This window comes from Phenylobacterium sp. (assembly GCF_016793285.1).
GTDB lineage: Bacteria > Pseudomonadota > Alphaproteobacteria > Caulobacterales > Caulobacteraceae > Phenylobacterium.
Map to the genome: position 1 here is coordinate 1 of NZ_JAEUMO010000078.1, position 16,881 is coordinate 16,881.

The following is a 16,881-nucleotide window of genomic DNA, read 5'->3' on the forward strand; positions in this document are numbered from 1 at the left end:
ACCCCAGCTCGGACCGTCGCGCCGTCGACCTGCCGATCTGGCTCCACCGCTACAACTGGCATCGCCCGCACGGCGGGATAAAATCCCAGACGCCCATCAGCCGCCTCGGCCTCAACCGAGACAACCTATTGAGCCTCCACATCTAGGGGCGCGGTTGGACCTCTAGCAGGCGATCGCCTGAAGGTGCCCCTGGGCCGCGAAGTCGAGGAGCGGTCGGTCGCGGGTCATGAGGCGATACCCAAAAGCTCGCGCGGTCGCGGCGAGCATGCGGTCCGCGGGGTCGCGCAGGCTGTCTCCGGGGAGGAATGACGCAGCCACAAGGACGCTCGGAGGCAGGGCGGCGATGGTCAGGCCATCGCTGACGGCATCCTTGAACCAGGTGAGTGGGTCGGCCGCGAGTCGCAGCCGGCCCTTGGAGACGAGCTGCCCGACTTCCCAGGCCGAGATCGGAGAGACGACGACCTGGTCCGCGCTCATCGACCGAAGCTCGGCGACCGCCTCCGGGCGTAGCGCGTCCCCGTTGGTCAACCAGATCAACGCGCAGGTATCGAGCAGGATGGCCCGGCTCATCCTCGCTCGGCGTCCCAGACCTCGCCGGTCGGGCGGGTCAGGTCCCAGCCAGGCTCGACCTGCACCGTCCCCGCCATCCTCGCCTGCAGCTCGTCCAGCCAGTTCCTCGGCGCGCCTTCGGCCTCCCGCGGGCCCGGACGCGCCGCCGCCGCCGCGTCGGAGCGCCGGAAGACCAGCTTCTGCGACCCCATGTCGACTTGTTCGGTCTTGTAGCCCGCCTCCAGCCAGGCGTGCGTTATCACGCTGTTCGAAGGATTGTTGCTCCACCAGGCTCGATGCTTGAACGCCACCGGCGGCAATGACGCTGCGATGATCGACTCGATCTCGCCGAAGGTCATCGGGACTTCGCTGTCGGAGCGACCCGACAGGAAGGCGCGCAGGGGTTCGTACTTGGCCATGGGCATGCACTCCTAGTCAGGACTTTGCCCAGAAGTAACACACATAGTCAATAGTACCTATTTGTAACTATCAAGGCGCCAGCTTGTAGCCGCCCTGTTCGGTCAGCAGCAGGCGGGCGTTGGCGGGGTCGGGCTCGATCTTCTGGCGCAGGCGGTAGACGTGCGTCTCGAGCGTGTGGGTGGTGACCCCGGCGTTGTAGCCCCAGACCTCGGCCAGGAGCTCCTCGCGCGACACGGCCTTCTCGCCGGCGCGGTAGAGGTACTTCAGGATGTTGGTCTCCTTCTCCGTCAGCCGGACCTTCTTGCCCTTCTGATCGACCAGGACCTTGGCCGCCGGGCGAAACTCGTAGTCGCCCAGGCGGAAGACCGCGCCCTCCGAGTGCTCGTAGTCGCGCAGCAGCACCCGGATGCGGGCCAGGAGCACGGCGAACCGGTAGGGTTTGGTGACGTAGTCGTTGGCGCCCGAGTCGAGGCCCCGGATCGTGTCGTCGTCGGTGTCGGCGGCGGTCAGCATGATCACCGGCGTCTGCACGCCGTCCCCGCGCATGCGCTTGCACGCCTCCCGGCCGTCCATGTCGGGCAGATCGACGTCGAGGAGGATCAGGTCCGGCTTTTCCTCGCGGGCCATCCGGATGCCGTCGCCGGCCGTGGCGGCCTCCACGGTCTGGAAGTTCTCGGCCTCGAGCTGTTCGGCGATCGCCCCGCGAAGGTCCTGGTCGTCGTCGACGATGAGGAGAGTCTTCTTTTGAGCCATGGCGGCAACAAACACCATCTGGCAGGTTCGCGGCAAAGAGTTTTGAGGTTCCGGTGATCTTCGTAGCGACGTCTGACGGCTGGCTGGACATCGGCGACCGCCGGGTGCGCGCGGCCCTGGGCCCGGCCGGCGTGACGCCCGCGGCCGCCAAGCGCGAGGGCGACCTGGCCTCGCCCGCCGGCATCTGGCCGATCCGCGAGGTGATCTACCGCCCCGACCGGGGACCGCCGCCCGCGACCGAGATCCGGGTGCGGGCGATGGCTGAGGACGACGGCTGGTGCGACGATCCGGCGGACCCCCAGTACAATCGCCACGTCAAGCTGCCCTACCCCGCCAGCGCCGAGAGGCTGTGGCGCGACGACCACCTCTATGACCTGCTCGTGGTGCTGGGGCACAACGACGATCCGGTCGTCCCGGGCATGGGCTCGGCGATCTTCCTGCACCTGGCGAAGCCGGACTACGCGCCGACCCAGGGCTGTGTCGCCGTCGAGCGCGGCGACCTCGAGGAGCTGCTCGACAAGGCCCGCCCCGACGACGCCGTGGAAATCCGGGAGGCCTGATCGTGGACGCACCCTTCCTCGGTTTCCCGGAGACGCAGGCCTTCCTGAAGGATCTGGCGGCGAACAACGACCGCGCCTGGTTCCAGGCCAGCAAGGCGCGCTACGAGCGGGCCCACAAGGCGCCTGCCGAGGCGTTCGCAGCAGAGCTGCGGCCCAGGCTGGAGAAGCTGGCCGGCGTGCGGCTGGGCGCGAAGATCTTCCGCATCCACCGCGACGTGCGCTTCTCGAAGGACAAGTCGCCCTACAACACCCACCTGCACATCGGCTTCCAGCATCAGCGGGACGGCGGCGAGCCGCGGCGGCGCGGCGGCTTCTACTTCGGCATCGACCCGACCACGCTCAGCCTGGGCGTCGGGGCCTTCGACTTCGGACCGGCCGACCTCGACAGATACCGCAAGGCCGTGGCCGACGACCACGAGGGTAGCGAACTGGCGGGCATCCTCGCCGGCCTCGACGCGCGCCGGCACGACGCCGACCTCAAGCGCGTGCCCGCGCCCTATCCGCAGGACCACCCACGCGCCGGACTCCTGAAGCACAAGGGTCTGAACGTGTGGCAGGACCTCGACCCGGCGCTGGCCGCCTCGCCGGACCTCGCCGACGCCGTGATGACCCGCTTCGAGGCGCTGGACGCCGTGAACGTCTGGCTGACCGAGGTGCTGGAGGGCTGGACGCCCTAGTGTCCCGATTCCGAAGTTCGCAAGGAGGTCCGCGCGCCGAACACGGCCGAGCCGACGCGCACGCTGGTGGCGCCGAAGCGGATGGCGGTCTCGAAGTCGCCGCTCATGCCCATGGATAGCCCGGCGACGCCGTTCCGCGCCGCGATCTTCGCCAGCAGCGCGAAGTGGGGGCCCGGCGGCTCGGCCTCGGGCGGGATGCACATCAGGCCCTCGACGCCCAGACCATAGGTCCCCCGGCAGGCGCCTATGAAAGCGTCGGCCTCGGGCGGGATCACGCCCGCCTTCTGGTCTTCTTCGCCGGTGTTCACCTGGACGTAGAGGCGCGGGCTCTTGCCCTGCTTCTGGACCTCGTCGGCCAGCACGCGGGCCAGCTTCTCGCGGTCGACGCTCTCGATGACGTCGAAAAAGGCCACGGCCTCCCGGGCCTTGTTGGTCTGCAACGGCCCGATCAGGCGCAGTTCGAGCCCGGCCCGGTCGCTCCAGCGGCCCATGGCCTCCTGCACGCGGTTCTCGCCGAAAACCCGCTGGCCGGCGTCCAGGACGGGCTGGATCGCCTCCCACGGCTGCTGCTTGGAGACGGCGACCAGGGTCACGTCAGCCGGATCGCGCCCGGCGGCTTGCGCGGCGCGGGCGATCCGGGCCACGACGTCGGTGTAGGCGGGAGGCGCGGACATTTCCGAGTTCTGGACCCTCGATCGGACGGCCCGGCTCTTACCGGCCCGGCGACGCCTGCGGAAGGCCCTGCCGACGCTGCTGTTCTTCACCGACCCCGTGCGCACGCCCGATCCCGAGGCGGTGGCCGCCCGGCTGCCCCCCGGCGCAGCCATCGTCTACCGCCACTTCGGCGCCCTGGACGCCGCGGCGCAGGCCCGGCGGTTGCTGAAGGTCGCCCGCACGCGGGGCCTGCGGCTGCTGATCGGCCAGGACGCGGCCCTTGCCCGCGAAGTCGGCGCGGACGGCGTCCATCTGCCCGAACGTCTGGCGCATCGCGCCGCAGCCCTGAAACGCGCGAACCCCGGCTGGATCGTCACCGGCGCCGCCCACTCGCTGGCCGCTGCCCGCGCCAGCCGCGCCGACGCCGTGGTGCTCTCGACGGCGTTCCCCTCGCGCAGCCCGTCCGCCGGACCGGCGCTCGGCCCGATCCGGCTCGCCATGCGGGTCCGCGCCGCCGGCAGACCCGCCTACGCGCTCGGGGGGGTGAACATGAAAACGGCCCGCCGTCTGCGGGACGCGGGCCTCGTCGGACTGGCGGCGGTGGACGCCTTCTAGAACTTCAGGGTCGATTCCAGCCGCAGCTTCGGCGCGTCGGCCGGGCGGGCCTGGTTGGCGCGCGGGGTCAGTTGCTGGTCGCCCAGGGCCACCGAGCCGCCGACGCGGATCGACGGCGTGATCCGGAAGTAGGCCCCGGCCTGCACGTCGTTCGGGGTCGCCTCGCGGTCTTCGGGCTGCTGCATGCGCATCGTGAAGCCGAAGCGGCCCTTCGAGGCGTCATAGGTGTAGGAGCGGCCGCCGTTCGGCGCGACCGACATCGGCTCGGAGCGGACGGTGAAGTCGACGGGCTTGCCCTTGTCCGCCGCAGACGCCGCGCCGCCGACCGCGCTCATCAGCACGGCCGCAACGAGTGCAGCGCTCAGGCGAAGGGTCGTCATCGTCTTCTTATATAGCCCCAACGGTCACCAATGCGAATTGTGCCTAATGCACAGCTTCGCGATTGCGATCCGATTAAAGGCCGCGGCGAATTCCGGTCAATGCGACTCAACCGTCGCGGGACACATCTGCGGCGATATCGCGGGCGTGTGTGGCTCGGCCGCCACGCGATTCCTGTTTGGCGACCTTCAACGCATTGTTATAGAGGCCTCCGGCGCGGGGCGGCGCCGTGGCGCGTATCTGCGTCACGGAAATTATTGGAGACGGATGGAATGCCGTTTGTGCGCGGTCACCGTATGCGTGGCGTGATGATTGTGGCCGCGGCGGTCGGCGTCGTGGGCCTGTCCGCGTGCGGCGGCATCCCCAACCCCCTGGGGGGCGCCAAGGGCGCCAAGACGCGCGTCGCAGGCGACAACGCCGCTGCGATCGGCGTCAACGGCTACCTGTGGCGTGCGACGCTCGACACCCTGTCGTTCATGCCGCTGCAGTCGGCCGACCCGTACGGCGGCGTCATCGTCACCGACTGGTACACGAACCCGGAAAAGCCGGACGAGCGCTTCAAATGCACCGTCTACATCCTGGATTCGCGCCTGCGCGCCGACGGCCTGAACGTGGCCGTCTTCAAGCAACTGCGCGACGCCGGCGGCAACTGGGTCGACCAGCCCACCGCCGGGCAGACCGAGACCGACATCGAGAACTCGATCCTGACCCGCGCGCGCCAGCTTCGACTTTCGAACATCCGGGGCTGATCCCAGCTCCGGACGTCGAAACGTCGACGCGCCGTGATTGTCCAAGGCCGTTGACCGGAACTGAAACCCCCGTCAAAGGCCCCGATCATGGCCCGCTACAATCCGAAAGAGACCGAACCCAAGTGGCGCAAGGCCTGGGCTGACGCCGAGGCCTTTAAGGCCGTGCGCGAGCCGGGCAAGCCCAAGTACTACGTGCTGGAGATGTTCCCGTACCCGTCGGGGCGCCTGCACATGGGCCACGTGCGCAACTACTCGATGGGCGACGTCATCGCCCGCTTCAAGCGCGCCCGCGGCTTCTCGGTACTGCACCCCATGGGCTGGGACGCCTTCGGCCTGCCGGCGGAGAACGCCGCCATCGAGCGCGGCGTCGATCCGAAGGAATGGACCTACGCCAACATCGACCGGATGCGCGCCGAGCTGAAGGAGCTGGGCCTGTCGATCGACTGGAGCCGCGAGTTCGCGACCTGCGACGTCGGTTACTACGGCAAGCAGCAGGCCTGGTTCCTGGACCTGCTGGAGCGCGGCCTGGTCTACCGCAAGGAAAGCGTCGTCAACTGGGACCCGGTCGACCAGACCGTGCTGGCCAACGAGCAGGTGGTCGACGGGCGCGGCTGGCGTTCGGGCGCCGTCGTCGAAAAGCGCAAGCTGAACCAGTGGGCGATGCGCATCACCGACTACGCCGACCAGTTGACCGACGACCTGGCGACCCTGGACCGCTGGCCCGACAAGGTCCGCGTGATGCAAGAGAACTGGATCGGGCGGTCCAAGGGCCTGAAGTTCAGGTTCCACTTCGCCGGCGAGGGTCCCGCAGAGGGCCTGGACGTCTATACGACCCGACCGGACACCCTGTTCGGCGCGAGCTTCGTGGGCGTCGCCCCGGATCACCCGCTGGCCCAGATGGCGGCGGCGCGCGACCCGAAGGCCGCGGCCTTCATCGAGGAATGCCGCAGGGGCGCCGCTACCGAGGCCGAGATCGAGACGGCCGAGAAGCGGGGCTACGACACCGGCCTGCGCGTGAAGCACCCCTTCGATCCGGACTGGGAGCTGCCCGTCTGGATCGCGAACTTCATCCTGATGGACTACGGAACGGGCGCGATCTTCGCCTGCCCGGCGCACGACCAGCGCGACCTGGACTTCGTCCGCAAGTACGGCCTGCCGGTGAAGCCCGTGGTCCTGCCGCCCGGCGAGGACGCTGCGACCTTCCAGGTCGGCGACGAGGCCTACACGGGCCCCGGCGTGATCTACAATTCGCGGTTCCTGGACGGCCTGGACATCGAGGCCGCCAAGGCCGAGGCGATCGCCCGCATCGAGGCCCTGGGCGACGGCGAGGGCGCGACGGTGTTCCGCCTGCGCGACTGGGGCGTCTCGCGCCAGCGCGCCTGGGGCTGCCCGATCCCGGTGGTCCACTGCGAAAAGGACGGCGTCGTCCCGCTGCCGAAATCGGCGCTGCCGGTGGCGCACCCGGCCGACATCGAGTTCGGCAAGTCCGGGAACGCCCTGGAGCGGCATCCGACCTGGAAGCACACGACCTGCCCCGCCTGCGGCGGCCCGGCGACGCGGGAGACCGACACGCTGGACACCTTCGTGGACAGCTCCTGGTACTTCGCCCGGTTCGCCAACCCGTGGGCGGACGAGCCGATCAGCCAGGAAGACGCCGACTACTGGCTGCCGGTCGACCAGTACATCGGCGGCATCGAACACGCCGTGCTGCATCTGCTGTACGCGCGCTTCGTCACCAAGGCCCTGGCCGACGACGGCCAGTTGTCGGTGCGCGAGCCCTTCGCGGGCCTGTTCACGCAGGGCATGGTCACCCACGAGACCTATCGCCGGCAGAACGGCGAGTGGGTCGAGCCGAAGGACGTCGAGATCGCGGCCGAGGGCAAGACGCGGCGCGCCACGCTGATCGAGACCGGCGAGCCGGTGGTGATCGGCGACATCGAGAAGATGGCCAAGTCCAAGCGCAACACCGTGGCGCCGGAGGAGATCTTCGAGGTCTACGGCGTCGACGCCGCGCGGCTGTTCGTGCTGAGCGACAGCCCGGCCGAGCGCGACGTGCAGTGGACCACCGGCGGCGTGCAGGGCGCCTGGCGCTTCGTGAACCGCGTCTGGGACGAGTTCGACGGGCATGTGCCGGCTCCGGCCGCCGCCGAGCCCGACGCGGAGATCCGCCGCGCCACCCACAAGCTGATCCGCCAGGTCACCGAGTCGATCGACGGCTTCCGGTTCAACTCGGGCATCGCGCGGCTGTACGAGTTCCTGAACCTCCTGAAGGCGAACCCCGCCAAAGACACCACCCCGGCGATCGCGGCCGCGCGCGCCGAGGCGCTGAGCGCCTTCGCCCGCCTGATCGCGCCCTTCACGCCGCACCTCGCCGAGGAATGCTGGGGCCGGATCGGCGGCGAGGGCCTGGTCGTGGCCGCGCCCTGGCCCGAGTTCGACCCGGCGCTGACCGAGGACGCGGTGAAGGTCCTGCCCGTGCAGGTGAACGGCAAGCGCCGCGGCGAGATCACCGCGCCCGCCGGCGCCGAGCAGGCCGCCGTCGAGGCGATCCTGAAGGCCGATCCGGACATCTCCGCGAAGCTGGAAGGCCTGACCATCCGCAAGATCATTGTGGTCAAGGACCGGATCGTGAATATCGTGGCCGCATGAGCCGGAGCCTGATCCTCGCCGCCGCCGTCGCTGCGCTCGGCCTTTCCGGCTGCGCGGGCTTCCAGCCGCTCTACGCCCAGCCCGGGGTGGTGAGGAACCTGGCCGCCATCCAGGTGAACGCGCCGAACGGGCGCACCGGCTACCTGATCCGGCAGCACCTGGACGACGCCTTCGCCAAGGACCATTCGGCCGCGCCGGCCTACACGGTGGATGTCAGCCTCGGCGAATCGCGCGTGCCGCGCGGCGTTCGCATCGACAACGTGGCCACCCGCTACGAGTACGCGCTGACGGCCGCCTATGTGCTGCGCGCGCTGCCGTCGGGCGCGCCGGTGAAGAACGGCTCCGTGCGCGTCGCGCTCACCTACGACAGCGCCGACCAGCCCTACGCCTCGATCAGCGCCCAGCAGGACGCCCAGGACCGCGCCGCCGAGGAGGCCGCCCGGCGCATCGAGCTGGAACTCGCGGTCTGGCTCGCGAACGGCGGGAAGGTCGCAGCGCGCTAGGGACATGATCCTCAGCAAGCGGCCGGATATCGAACGCTTCCTCGCCCGCCCCGACGCGACCGTCCGCGCCGCCCTGATCTACGGCCGCGACATCGGCGTGGTGCGCGACCGCGGGCACGCGCTGGCGGCGAAGATCGTGCCCAACCCGGACGACCCGTTCGACGTGGCGATCCTCACCGAGACCGACGTGGCCGACGACGCGGGGCGGCTGGAGGGCGAGCTCGCGGCGCAGTCCCTGATGGGCGGCCGCCGGCTCGTGCGGCTGCGCTTCGGGGACGGCAAGCCCAGCGCCGACAAGACCGCAGCGGAGGCCCTGGAGCGGCACGCCAGGGGCGAGCTGAACCCGGACGCCTTCTTCCTGATCGAGGCGGGAGCTCTCGACCGCAACTCGGCGCTCAGGAAGGCGGCCGAGAAGGCGAACGGCGCCGCCGCCATCCCGTGCTACGAAGACGAGCCCGGCGACGTCGCGCGGCTGATCCGCGAGACGCTGGCCAGGGACGGCGTCTCCCTGAACACCGACGCCCTGAACATCTTCGTCAACCGCCTGCCGAAGGAGCGCGGCGTCGCGCGCCAGGAGATCGAGCGGCTCGCGCTCTACCTCGGGCCGGGGAGCAACACGGTGGCGACCCCCGCCGACCTGGAGCCGTTCCTGGGCGTCGAGCCCGAGGCTTCGCTGTCCGACGCCGCGGCCGATGCGTTCGGCGGCCGGCTGGGCGAGGCGCAGGCGGGCCTGCGGCGCGCGGCGCAGGAGGGCGAGAGCGGCCCGGCGGCCGTCCGCGCCATCGGCATCCACCTGGGGCGCCTGCGCCGCACGCTGACCCTGATCAAGGCCGGCGCCGGCCCGCAGGAGGCCGCCAAGGCCAGCGGTGTCTTCTGGAAGCAGGAACGCGAGTTCCTGCGCCAGGTCCGCGCCTGGACCCTGGAAGACCTCGACCGCGTGCAGCCGCTCGTGCTGGAGGCCGACCGCGCCTGCAAGACCGCCGGCAGCCCGGACCGCCTGATCGCGGAGCGCCTGGCGCTGTCGGTCGCCAGCCGCGCAAGGCAATTGAGGCTCTGAGCCCCGGCGCGCTACCCTCCCGGCGGGAGGCGCCCATGCTCAGAACCATCCTCGCGGCGGCGTGCGCGCTGACCGTCACGGCCGCCGCACAGGCCGCGCCGCCGCTCCCGATGGAGGCCTATTACGCGCCGCACCGGCTGGTCCCGCTGCCCGACGGGCGGAAGATCAACCTCTTCTGCCTGGGCGAGGGGTCGCCGACCGTGGTCCTCGACGCCGGCTACGGCTCGGGATCGAGCGCCTGGCGGCAGATCCACCCGACCCTGGCCGAGACCACCCGCGTCTGCGCCTTCGACCGCGCCGGCAACGAGTTCAGCGACCCAGGCCCCCTGCCCCGCAGCGCCGCCGCCGTCGTCGCGGACGAGCGCGCGATGCTGAAGGCGGCCGGAATCCGGGGGCCCTACGTGCTGGTCGGCCACTCGATGGCCGGACTCCACGTGCGCCTCTACGCCTCGAAGTATCCGAAGGAGGTGGCCGGCGCCGTCCTGGTCGACCCGTCGAACCCGCGCCAGAAGCAGCGGTTCGCCGCCGCCGCGCCCGTCTCCAGCGCCGCGGACGAGAAGCGGTTCGCCGCCCAGCGCGCGTGCAGCCAGCGGCTGCTGGACGGACGGCTCAAGGCGGGGGATCCGGACTACGCCACCTGCTTCCCGGCGCCGGTCGCGGGCCTGCCCGAGGCCTATCGCGCCAACCTGGTCGCCCGGAGGACCGACCCGGCGCGGATTCGCAACCTCTTCTCCGAGGTCGACTCGATGCCCGAGGTGAGCTCGGCCGAGATCGAGAAGGCCCTGCGCAAGCTCGGCGACCTGCCCTGGATCGTGCTCACCGCCGATGGCACGGCCCGCGCCTTCGGCGGGCCGCCCGAGGAAGGCGCGGCCATGGCGCGGGTCTGGAGCGAAATGCACGACGAGGCCGCGGCGCTGTCGACGCGGGGCGAGAACCGCCACGTCGACGCCGGCCACTATATCTGGGCGACGAAGCCGCAGGCGGTGGTCGACGCCGTGAACGAGGTGGTGGCCGCGGTCCGCGCCAGGCGCTAGCCTCCGTACCGGACCTTTGAACCGCGCGGCAGACGCGGCGTCCGGGAGGCGTTGAATGCTCAGGGCAATCCTTCTGGCCGCCGCGTGCGTTGCGCTGGCGCTGCCGGCGCTGGCCGCCGACCAGGCGCCGCGGCCCGTCACGGCCTACAAAGCCCCGCGCGCCGGCGACGGACATGCCAGCCTGGAGGGCGTCTGGACGAACGCGGCGATCACCCGCCTGGAGCGGAACCCCCGACACGGCGCCACGCTGGCCCTCTCCGATGCGCAGGTGAACGCCATCGAGGCGCGCACCCGGGCGCAGATCGCCCTGGGCGACCGGCCGACCGACCCGAACGCCACGGTGCTCGACCTGCCCGCCGACTGCTCGGGCGGGCGCGGGACCGACTGCAACTACAATTCGGCCTGGACCGACCCCGGCCACGTCGTCATGCGCGTCGCCGGCCAGGGCCGCAACGGCTTCATCACGTCCACGGCCGACGGCCGCGTGCCCATGCGCGGGGACTTCGTCGGCAGCCGTCGCCTGCCGGCGGGTGTCGGCGTGAACGACAATCCGGAGAGCCGGGCGCTGGGCGAGCGATGCCTGCTTTCGTTCGGCTACTCGCCCGGCCCGGTGATGCTGCCCGGCCTCTACAACAACACCTACCAGTTCGTGCAGACCAGGGACCACGTCGCCATCGTGGTGGAGATGGTCCACGACACGCGCATCGTCCGGCTGAACGCCAGGCGCCGCGCCGACGGCGTGCGCGCCTGGCTCGGCGACTCCATCGGCTGGTGGGAAGGCGATACGCTTGTCGTCGAGACCGTGGGCTTCCACCCCCTGCAGACGTTCCGCGGCGCGTCGGAGCACCTGAAGGTGACCGAACGCTTCACGCCGGTCGGCCCTGGCCGCCTGCACTACGGCTTCTGGGTGGAAGACGCGAGCGTGTTCAGCGCGCCGTGGGGCGGCGAGTACGAGTTCCAGCGGATCGCGGGGCAGGTCTACGAGTACGCCTGCCACGAGGGCAACTACGGCCTCGCCAACATCCTGTCCGGCGCCCGCGAGGAGGAGCGGACCGGTGTCAGGACCGCGCCGACCAACGTCGACCAGCGCGCGGCGCAGGAGGGCGAGGAAGGCGAGGACGGTGGAAGCTAAGCGCGCGTCAGCCGGCGGCAGAGCTCATCGAGCTGTTCCAGGCTCGCGTACTTGATCTTCACCTCGCCCACGCCGCCGCGGTCGGCGATGTCGACGTTCATGCCGAGCGCCTCCTCGAGATCGACTTCCAGCGCGGCGGTGTCGGCGTCCTTGGCCTTGCGCGGTCCGGACGCCTTCCTGGGTGCGGCGGACTTCGCCCGCGCCAGCGCTTCGGTCTCCCGGACGGACAGGCCGCGCGCGATCACCTGCTCGGCCAGGGCTTCGGCATCGTCGGAGGTCAGGAGCGCACGGGCATGGCCCGCGGTGAGGCGGCCGACCATGAGATGGACCTGGACCACGTCCGGAAGGGCGGTCAGGCGCATGGTGTTCGCCACGTGGCTGCGGCTCTTGCCCACGCGGCGGGCCACCTCGTCCTGGCCGACCTTCAGGCGCTCGACCAGCGAGGCGTAGGCGCGGGCTTCCTCGACCGGGTTGAGATCGGCGCGCTGGATGTTCTCGATGACGGCGATCTCGAACGCCTCGTCGTCGCCGAGCGGCCGGACGAGGGCCGGCATCGCCATCAGCCCCGCCTTCTGCGCCGCGCGCCAGCGACGCTCGCCGGCGACGATCTGAAACTCGCCGGCCGACTCCGGCAGGGGCCGAACCAGGATCGGCTGCAGCACGCCTTTCTCGCGGATCGACTCCGCCAGCTCGACGATGTCGGCCTCCTCGAATTCGGTGCGCGGCTGATGCGGGTTGCGCCGGATCAGCTCGATGGGGATCTCGCGCACGCCTTCGGCCGGATCGACGGCGTGGCGGATCTCCTCGGCTTCGCCCAGCAGCGCCGAGAGCCCGCGGCCCAGTCCTCTGCGGTTCTCCGCCATCTCAGCTCACTTCCAGTTGCGCCGAGGCCCGGCGCCTGCGCTCGCGCAGGACGACTTCGCGCGCGAGCTTCAGGTAGGCCTGGCTGCCGGCGCACTTCAGGTCGTAGACCAGCGCCGGCTTGCCGAACGACGGGGCCTCGGAGACGCGCACGTTCCGCGGGATCACCGTCTGGTAGACCGTCTCGCCGAAGTGGCCGCGAACGTCGTTCGCCACCTGCTCCGAGAGCGAATTGCGGCGGTCGTACATGGTCAGCACGACGCCCTGCAGCTCCAGCGCCGGGTTCAGGCTGCCGCGGACGAGGTCGATGGTGCGCATCAGTTGCGTCAGGCCCTCCAGGGCGAAGAACTCGCACTGCAGCGGCACCAGCACCGCGTCCGCCGCGGCCATCGCATTGACGGTCAGCAGGTTCAGCGACGGCGGGCAGTCGATGAGGACGTAGGTGTAGCGGCCCGCCTCGCGCTGCGGGCCGAGCGCATCGCGCAGCTTGAACGACCGGCGGGCCTGCTGGCCCAGTTCGAGCTCGACGCCGGAGAGGTCGGGGTCGGACGGGACGAGGTCGAGGCCGGGCACCGAGGTCTTCACCACCGCCTCCGCCACCGGCTTCTCGCCCATCAACACGTCGTAGAGAGTGGTCTTGCGCAGCGCGCGGCCGACGCCGAGGCCGGTCGAGGCGTTGCCCTGCGGGTCGCTGTCGATCAGCAGCACCCTCTCGCCGACGGCGGCGAGCGCGGTGCCCAGGTTTATCGCCGTGGTGGTCTTGCCCACCCCGCCCTTCTGGTTGGCGACCACCAGCACGCGTAGGGCCCGGTCAGACCTTCCTGGCACGTCCCAGTCTCCTCACGCGCACGATGCGCCCCCTGCCGTCGCTCTGAGAGGGGATCACGTCCGCCTCATATTCCCAATATCTAGCGGCCTCTCGCATATCGTCTACTACATCTTGTCCCTTGAGGAACAAACCGACGGCGCCTGCCGCAAGGTAGGGCCGGGCATACCCCAACAGGCGGTGCAGCGGCGCACAAGCCCTCGCGGTGACGATGTCCACAGAGAGCGTGAGATTTTCCGCGCGCGTGTTGTGGACGGTGGCCGGCAGATCGAGCTCGGCGACGACCGAGTCAAGGAAGCGGCAGCGCTTGGCCATGCTCTCCACCAGGTGGACGCGCGCGCCGTCCCTGCCCTTGCCCAGGATCGCCAGGACGAGGCCGGGAAAGCCCGCGCCGGCCCCGAGATCGGCCCAGGTCCGGGCCTCGGGCGCAAGGCGCAGGAGCTGGGCGGAGTCCCAGGCGTGGCGGTTCCAGAAATCGGGGATGGTGGCCGGTCCCACGAGGTTCATGACCTCGTTTCCGGCCGTGAGCATCTCCAGGAACCGCGTCAGGTCGGCGACCTGGTCAGGCGTCGCCCTGGCGGCCCTCGCGAAGCTCCCGGCGTCGGTGACCGCCATCAGGCGGCGCGGCGGCGGACGTGGGCCAGCAACGCCGTGAGCGCGCCTGGGGTCACGCCCTCGATGCGCCCGGCCTGGCCCAGCGTCAGCGGACGCACGGCCGCGAGCTTCTCGCGCACCTCGTTGGAGAGCCCGCCGATGGCGGCGTAGTCCAGCCCGGCCGGCAGGCGCAGGTTCTCGTCGCGGCGCATGGCCTCGGCGTCGGCGGCCTGGCGGTCGAGGTAGCCGGCGTAGGCCGCGTCGATCTCCACCTGTTCGCGGACCGCGGGGCCCCAGGCGGCGATCTGCGGCCAGATGCGGGCGAGGTCGTCGAAGCCGATGGTCGGATAGGCCAGGAGTTCGGTGAGCGTGCGGCGCTGGCCGTCCGCCTTCACGGGCAGGCCCTGCTTCTGCGCCTCGGCCGGGGTCAGCGTCAGCGCCCGGGCGGCCTCGCGGGCCGCGGCCAGGGCGTCGCGCTTCACGTGAAACGCCTCGGCGCGCCGCGCGCCCACGACGCCCAGGCCGACGCCGCGGCCCGTCAGCCGCTGGTCGGCGTTGTCGGCCCGCAGCGTCAGGCGGAACTCGGCGCGGCTCGTGAACATGCGATAGGGCTCGGTGACGCCGCGGGTGACGAGGTCGTCGATCAGGACGCCGATGTAGCCCTCGTCGCGGGCGAACTGCGCCGGCTCTGCGCCGGAGGCCGCGCGGGCGGCGTTGAGGCCGGCGACCAGCCCCTGCGCGCCCGCCTCCTCGTACCCGGTCGTGCCGTTGATCTGGCCGGCGAGGTAGAGGCCCGGCAGGCGCTTGGCCTCCAGCGTGGGGTAGAGCTCGCGCGGATCGACGTAGTCGTACTCGATGGCGTAGCCGTGCCGGCGGATCTGCACGGCCTCCAGGCCCGGGATCGTCCGCAGAAACAGGTCCTGCGTCTCGGCGGAGACCGAGGTGGAGATGCCGTTCGGGTAGACCGTGTCGTCGTCCAGGCCCTCGGGTTCGAGGAAGATCTGGTGGCTGGTCTTGTCGCGGAAGCGGACGACCTTGTCCTCGATGGACGGGCAGTAGCGCGGCCCGCGGCCCGAGACGCGGCCGCCGTAGACGGCGCTCTCGCCCAGGCGCTCGGCGATGATCCGGTGGGTCTCTTCGGTGGTGCAGGTGATGCCGCACTCGACCTGCGGCGTGGTGATGCGATCGGTCAGGAACGAGAACGGGACCGGCTCGGCGTCGGCCGCCTGCATCTCCAGGCGGTGCCAGGCGATGGTGGAGCCGACGAGGCGCGCGGGCGTGCCGGTCTTCAGGCGCCCCATCTTCAGCCCGAGGCTGTAGAGGCGGTCCGAGAGGCCGATGGCCGGCGCGTCGCCGATCCGGCCGGCGGGGATGCGCGCCTCGCCCTGGTGGATGACGCCCTTCAGGAAGGTGCCTGTCGTCAGGACCACGCGGCCGGCGGCGTAGGTCTCGCTGCTGGCGCCGACGACGCCCGTGACGGCGCCGTCGGTGACGATCAGGTCCTCGACGGCCTCGGCCTTGATGGTCAGGTTCGGGGTGGCGGCCAGCTCGGCCTGCATGGCCTCGCGGTAGAGCTTGCGGTCGATCTGGCTGCGCGGGCCGCGGACGGCGGCGCCCTTGGAGCGGTTCAGCATCCGGAACTGGATGCCGGCCACGTCGGCCAGGCGACCCATCACGCCGTCGAGGGCGTCGATCTCCCGGACCAGGTGGCCCTTGCCGAGGCCGCCGATGGCCGGGTTGCAGCTCATCTCGCCGATCGTCTCGACCTTGTGGGTGAGCAGCAGGGTGCGCGCGCCAAAGCGCGCGGCCGCCGCGGCCGCTTCGCAGCCAGCATGTCCTCCGCCGATGACGATCACGTCCCACATGGTCGGCGGCATATAGTCGATCGAGCGCGGCGTTTCACGTGAAACAACAGCGCATCCCGCTGCCGATGCTAGCGCTCACTTGCCGATGCAGAAGGTGGAGAAGATGCGGCCCAGCACATCCTCGGGGTCGATGCGGCCGGTGATACGGTCCAGCGCCCGGGCGGCGAGGCGGACGTCTTCGGCGGCCAGCTCAAGATGCTCGTCGTGACGCAGCGCGCTGCGCAGGCGATCGGCGGCCTCGGCGAGCAGCTCCTGGTGGCGCAGGCGCGTGGCGGCGGGCGGCTCGGCGCCGGCCAGCGCCTCGACCACCCGTTCCTCCAGGGTCGAGCGCAGCCAGGCCACGTCGCCGGGGCCGTTGGCGGTGAACTCGGCCGAGCCCAGGCCGAGGCGCCGCGCCTGCTGGGCGGCCCAGGCGCCCGCCTGGCCCACGGGCAGGTCGCGCTTGGTGATGACGCAGAGGTCGTCGGGCCGGACCTCCATGGGCAGCGACGGCGTGGTGTCGGCCGAGCCGTCCACCAGCCAGAGCCGAAGGTCCGCCCCCGCCGCCCAGGCGCGGGCGCGGCGGACGCCCTCGGCCTCGATCTCGTCGCCCGTCTCGCGCAGGCCCGCAGTATCGGCCAGCAGGACCTTGTAGCCCGCGAGCACCATCGGGACCTCGATGATGTCCCGCGTGGTCCCCGGCGTGGCGGTGACGATGGCGGCGTCTCGGCCGGCGAGGGCGTTCAGCAGCGTGGACTTCCCGGCGTTCGGCGCGCCGATGAGGGCGATTCGATAGCCCTCCCGCACCCGTTCCCCGCGCTCGGCGTCGGCCGCAGCCAGCTCCAGCTCGGCGGCGAGGCGCTCCAGCGCCGGGCGGGCGCGGGCGGCGACGTCGGCCGGCACCTCCTCGTCGGGGAAGTCGACGGCGGCTTCCAGCATGGCCAGCGCTTCCAGCAGCGCCTCGCTCCAGCGCGCCTGGACGTCGGAGAGCCGCCCGCCCAGTTGCTCGAGGGCCTGCCGCCGCTG

The 16,881-nt window shown here is 71.1% G+C and carries 19 protein-coding genes and 1 pseudogene; 10 read left to right on the forward strand and 10 right to left on the reverse strand.

The window, feature by feature from the left end; translation table 11 throughout:
- A pseudogene (locus JNL41_RS08085) lies at positions 1–146 on the forward strand (IS481 family transposase); the annotation flags it as partial.
- A 16-nt stretch (positions 147–162) separates the two neighbouring features.
- On the opposite strand, the gene JNL41_RS08090 reads toward JNL41_RS08085, so the two are convergent.
- From JNL41_RS08090 to JNL41_RS08100, 3 genes are all read right to left on the reverse strand, one after another.
- A complete protein-coding gene (locus tag JNL41_RS08090) occupies positions 163–570 on the reverse strand; it encodes a type II toxin-antitoxin system VapC family toxin (RefSeq protein ID WP_293473838.1) in 408 nt (135 codons plus the stop codon).
- A complete protein-coding gene (locus JNL41_RS08095) occupies positions 567–968 on the reverse strand; it encodes a hypothetical protein (protein ID WP_293473840.1) in 402 nt (133 codons plus the stop codon). The genes JNL41_RS08090 and JNL41_RS08095 overlap by 4 nt, the downstream gene beginning before the upstream one ends.
- 70 nt (positions 969–1,038) lie before the next feature.
- Positions 1,039–1,722: a response regulator transcription factor gene (locus JNL41_RS08100; RefSeq protein WP_293473842.1), complete on the reverse strand. Its 684-nt coding sequence runs from the start codon at positions 1,720–1,722 to the stop codon at positions 1,039–1,041.
- 53 nt (positions 1,723–1,775) lie between these two features.
- On the opposite strand from JNL41_RS08100, the gene JNL41_RS08105 reads away from it, so the two are divergent.
- Entirely contained in the window at positions 1,776–2,282 is a 507-nt protein-coding gene (locus JNL41_RS08105; RefSeq protein ID WP_293473844.1) for a L,D-transpeptidase family protein, read from the forward strand.
- Between the two features lie 2 nt (positions 2,283–2,284).
- Positions 2,285–2,959, forward strand: a complete 675-nt coding sequence (locus JNL41_RS08110) for a DUF2461 domain-containing protein (RefSeq protein WP_293473846.1) — start codon at positions 2,285–2,287, stop codon at positions 2,957–2,959.
- On the opposite strand, the gene JNL41_RS08115 is transcribed toward JNL41_RS08110, so the two are convergent.
- Positions 2,956–3,633, reverse strand: coding sequence for a YggS family pyridoxal phosphate-dependent enzyme (locus JNL41_RS08115; RefSeq protein WP_293473848.1), 678 nt, complete (start codon positions 3,631–3,633; stop codon positions 2,956–2,958). The genes JNL41_RS08110 and JNL41_RS08115 overlap by 4 nt on opposite strands.
- 97 nt (positions 3,634–3,730) lie before the next feature.
- Between JNL41_RS08115 and JNL41_RS08120 the strand changes: the two genes are divergently transcribed.
- Positions 3,731–4,228, forward strand: a complete 498-nt coding sequence (locus JNL41_RS08120) for a thiamine phosphate synthase (protein ID WP_293473850.1) — start codon at positions 3,731–3,733, stop codon at positions 4,226–4,228.
- Here the strand turns inward: JNL41_RS08120 and JNL41_RS08125 are convergent.
- Positions 4,225–4,608 (reverse strand): NtrZ family periplasmic regulatory protein, encoded by a 384-nt coding sequence (locus JNL41_RS08125; protein WP_293473851.1) that lies wholly within the window; start codon positions 4,606–4,608, stop codon positions 4,225–4,227. The genes JNL41_RS08120 and JNL41_RS08125 overlap by 4 nt on opposite strands.
- A 270-nt stretch (positions 4,609–4,878) precedes the next feature.
- Between JNL41_RS08125 and JNL41_RS08130 the strand changes: the two genes are divergently transcribed.
- The 6 genes from JNL41_RS08130 (at position 4,879) to JNL41_RS08155 (ending at position 11,730) form a co-directional block, all read left to right on the forward strand.
- Entirely contained in the window at positions 4,879–5,355 is a 477-nt protein-coding gene (locus JNL41_RS08130) for a DUF3576 domain-containing protein (RefSeq protein WP_293473852.1), read from the forward strand.
- A gap of 87 nt (positions 5,356–5,442) precedes the next feature.
- Positions 5,443–8,004: a leucine--tRNA ligase gene (gene leuS / locus JNL41_RS08135; RefSeq protein ID WP_293473854.1), complete on the forward strand. Its 2,562-nt coding sequence runs from the start codon at positions 5,443–5,445 to the stop codon at positions 8,002–8,004.
- Positions 8,001–8,507, forward strand: a complete 507-nt coding sequence (gene lptE, locus JNL41_RS08140) for an LPS assembly lipoprotein LptE (protein ID WP_293473856.1) — start codon at positions 8,001–8,003, stop codon at positions 8,505–8,507. Before leuS ends, lptE begins: the two co-directional genes overlap by 4 nt.
- A gap of 4 nt (positions 8,508–8,511) precedes the next feature.
- Positions 8,512–9,564, forward strand: coding sequence for a DNA polymerase III subunit delta (gene holA / locus JNL41_RS08145; RefSeq protein ID WP_293473858.1), 1,053 nt, complete (start codon positions 8,512–8,514; stop codon positions 9,562–9,564).
- 35 nt (positions 9,565–9,599) lie between these two features.
- Positions 9,600–10,598, forward strand: coding sequence for an alpha/beta hydrolase (locus JNL41_RS08150; protein ID WP_293473860.1), 999 nt, complete (start codon positions 9,600–9,602; stop codon positions 10,596–10,598).
- 55 nt (positions 10,599–10,653) lie between these two features.
- On the forward strand, positions 10,654–11,730 hold the full coding sequence (locus JNL41_RS08155; RefSeq protein ID WP_293473862.1) for a hypothetical protein: 1,077 nt from the start codon (positions 10,654–10,656) through the stop codon (positions 11,728–11,730).
- Here the strand turns inward: JNL41_RS08155 and JNL41_RS08160 are convergent.
- The 5 genes from JNL41_RS08160 to JNL41_RS08180 form a co-directional block, all read right to left on the reverse strand.
- On the reverse strand, positions 11,727–12,593 hold the full coding sequence (locus JNL41_RS08160) for a ParB/RepB/Spo0J family partition protein (RefSeq protein WP_293473864.1): 867 nt from the start codon (positions 12,591–12,593) through the stop codon (positions 11,727–11,729). The genes JNL41_RS08155 and JNL41_RS08160 overlap by 4 nt on opposite strands.
- Position 12,594: 1 nt before the next feature.
- On the reverse strand, positions 12,595–13,419 hold the full coding sequence (locus JNL41_RS08165) for a ParA family protein (RefSeq protein ID WP_293473866.1): 825 nt from the start codon (positions 13,417–13,419) through the stop codon (positions 12,595–12,597).
- Positions 13,403–14,032: a 16S rRNA (guanine(527)-N(7))-methyltransferase RsmG gene (rsmG, locus tag JNL41_RS08170; RefSeq protein ID WP_293473868.1), complete on the reverse strand. Its 630-nt coding sequence runs from the start codon at positions 14,030–14,032 to the stop codon at positions 13,403–13,405. Before rsmG ends, JNL41_RS08165 begins: the two co-directional genes overlap by 17 nt.
- Positions 14,032–15,876 carry a tRNA uridine-5-carboxymethylaminomethyl(34) synthesis enzyme MnmG gene (gene mnmG / locus JNL41_RS08175; RefSeq protein ID WP_293473872.1) on the reverse strand — a complete coding sequence of 615 codons (1,845 nt, stop codon included), beginning with the start codon at positions 15,874–15,876 and terminating at the stop codon, positions 14,032–14,034. The genes rsmG and mnmG overlap by 1 nt, the downstream gene beginning before the upstream one ends.
- A gap of 75 nt (positions 15,877–15,951) precedes the next feature.
- The coding region (locus JNL41_RS08180; RefSeq protein WP_293473870.1) for a GTPase at positions 15,952–16,881 on the reverse strand (930 nt) is incomplete at its 5' end.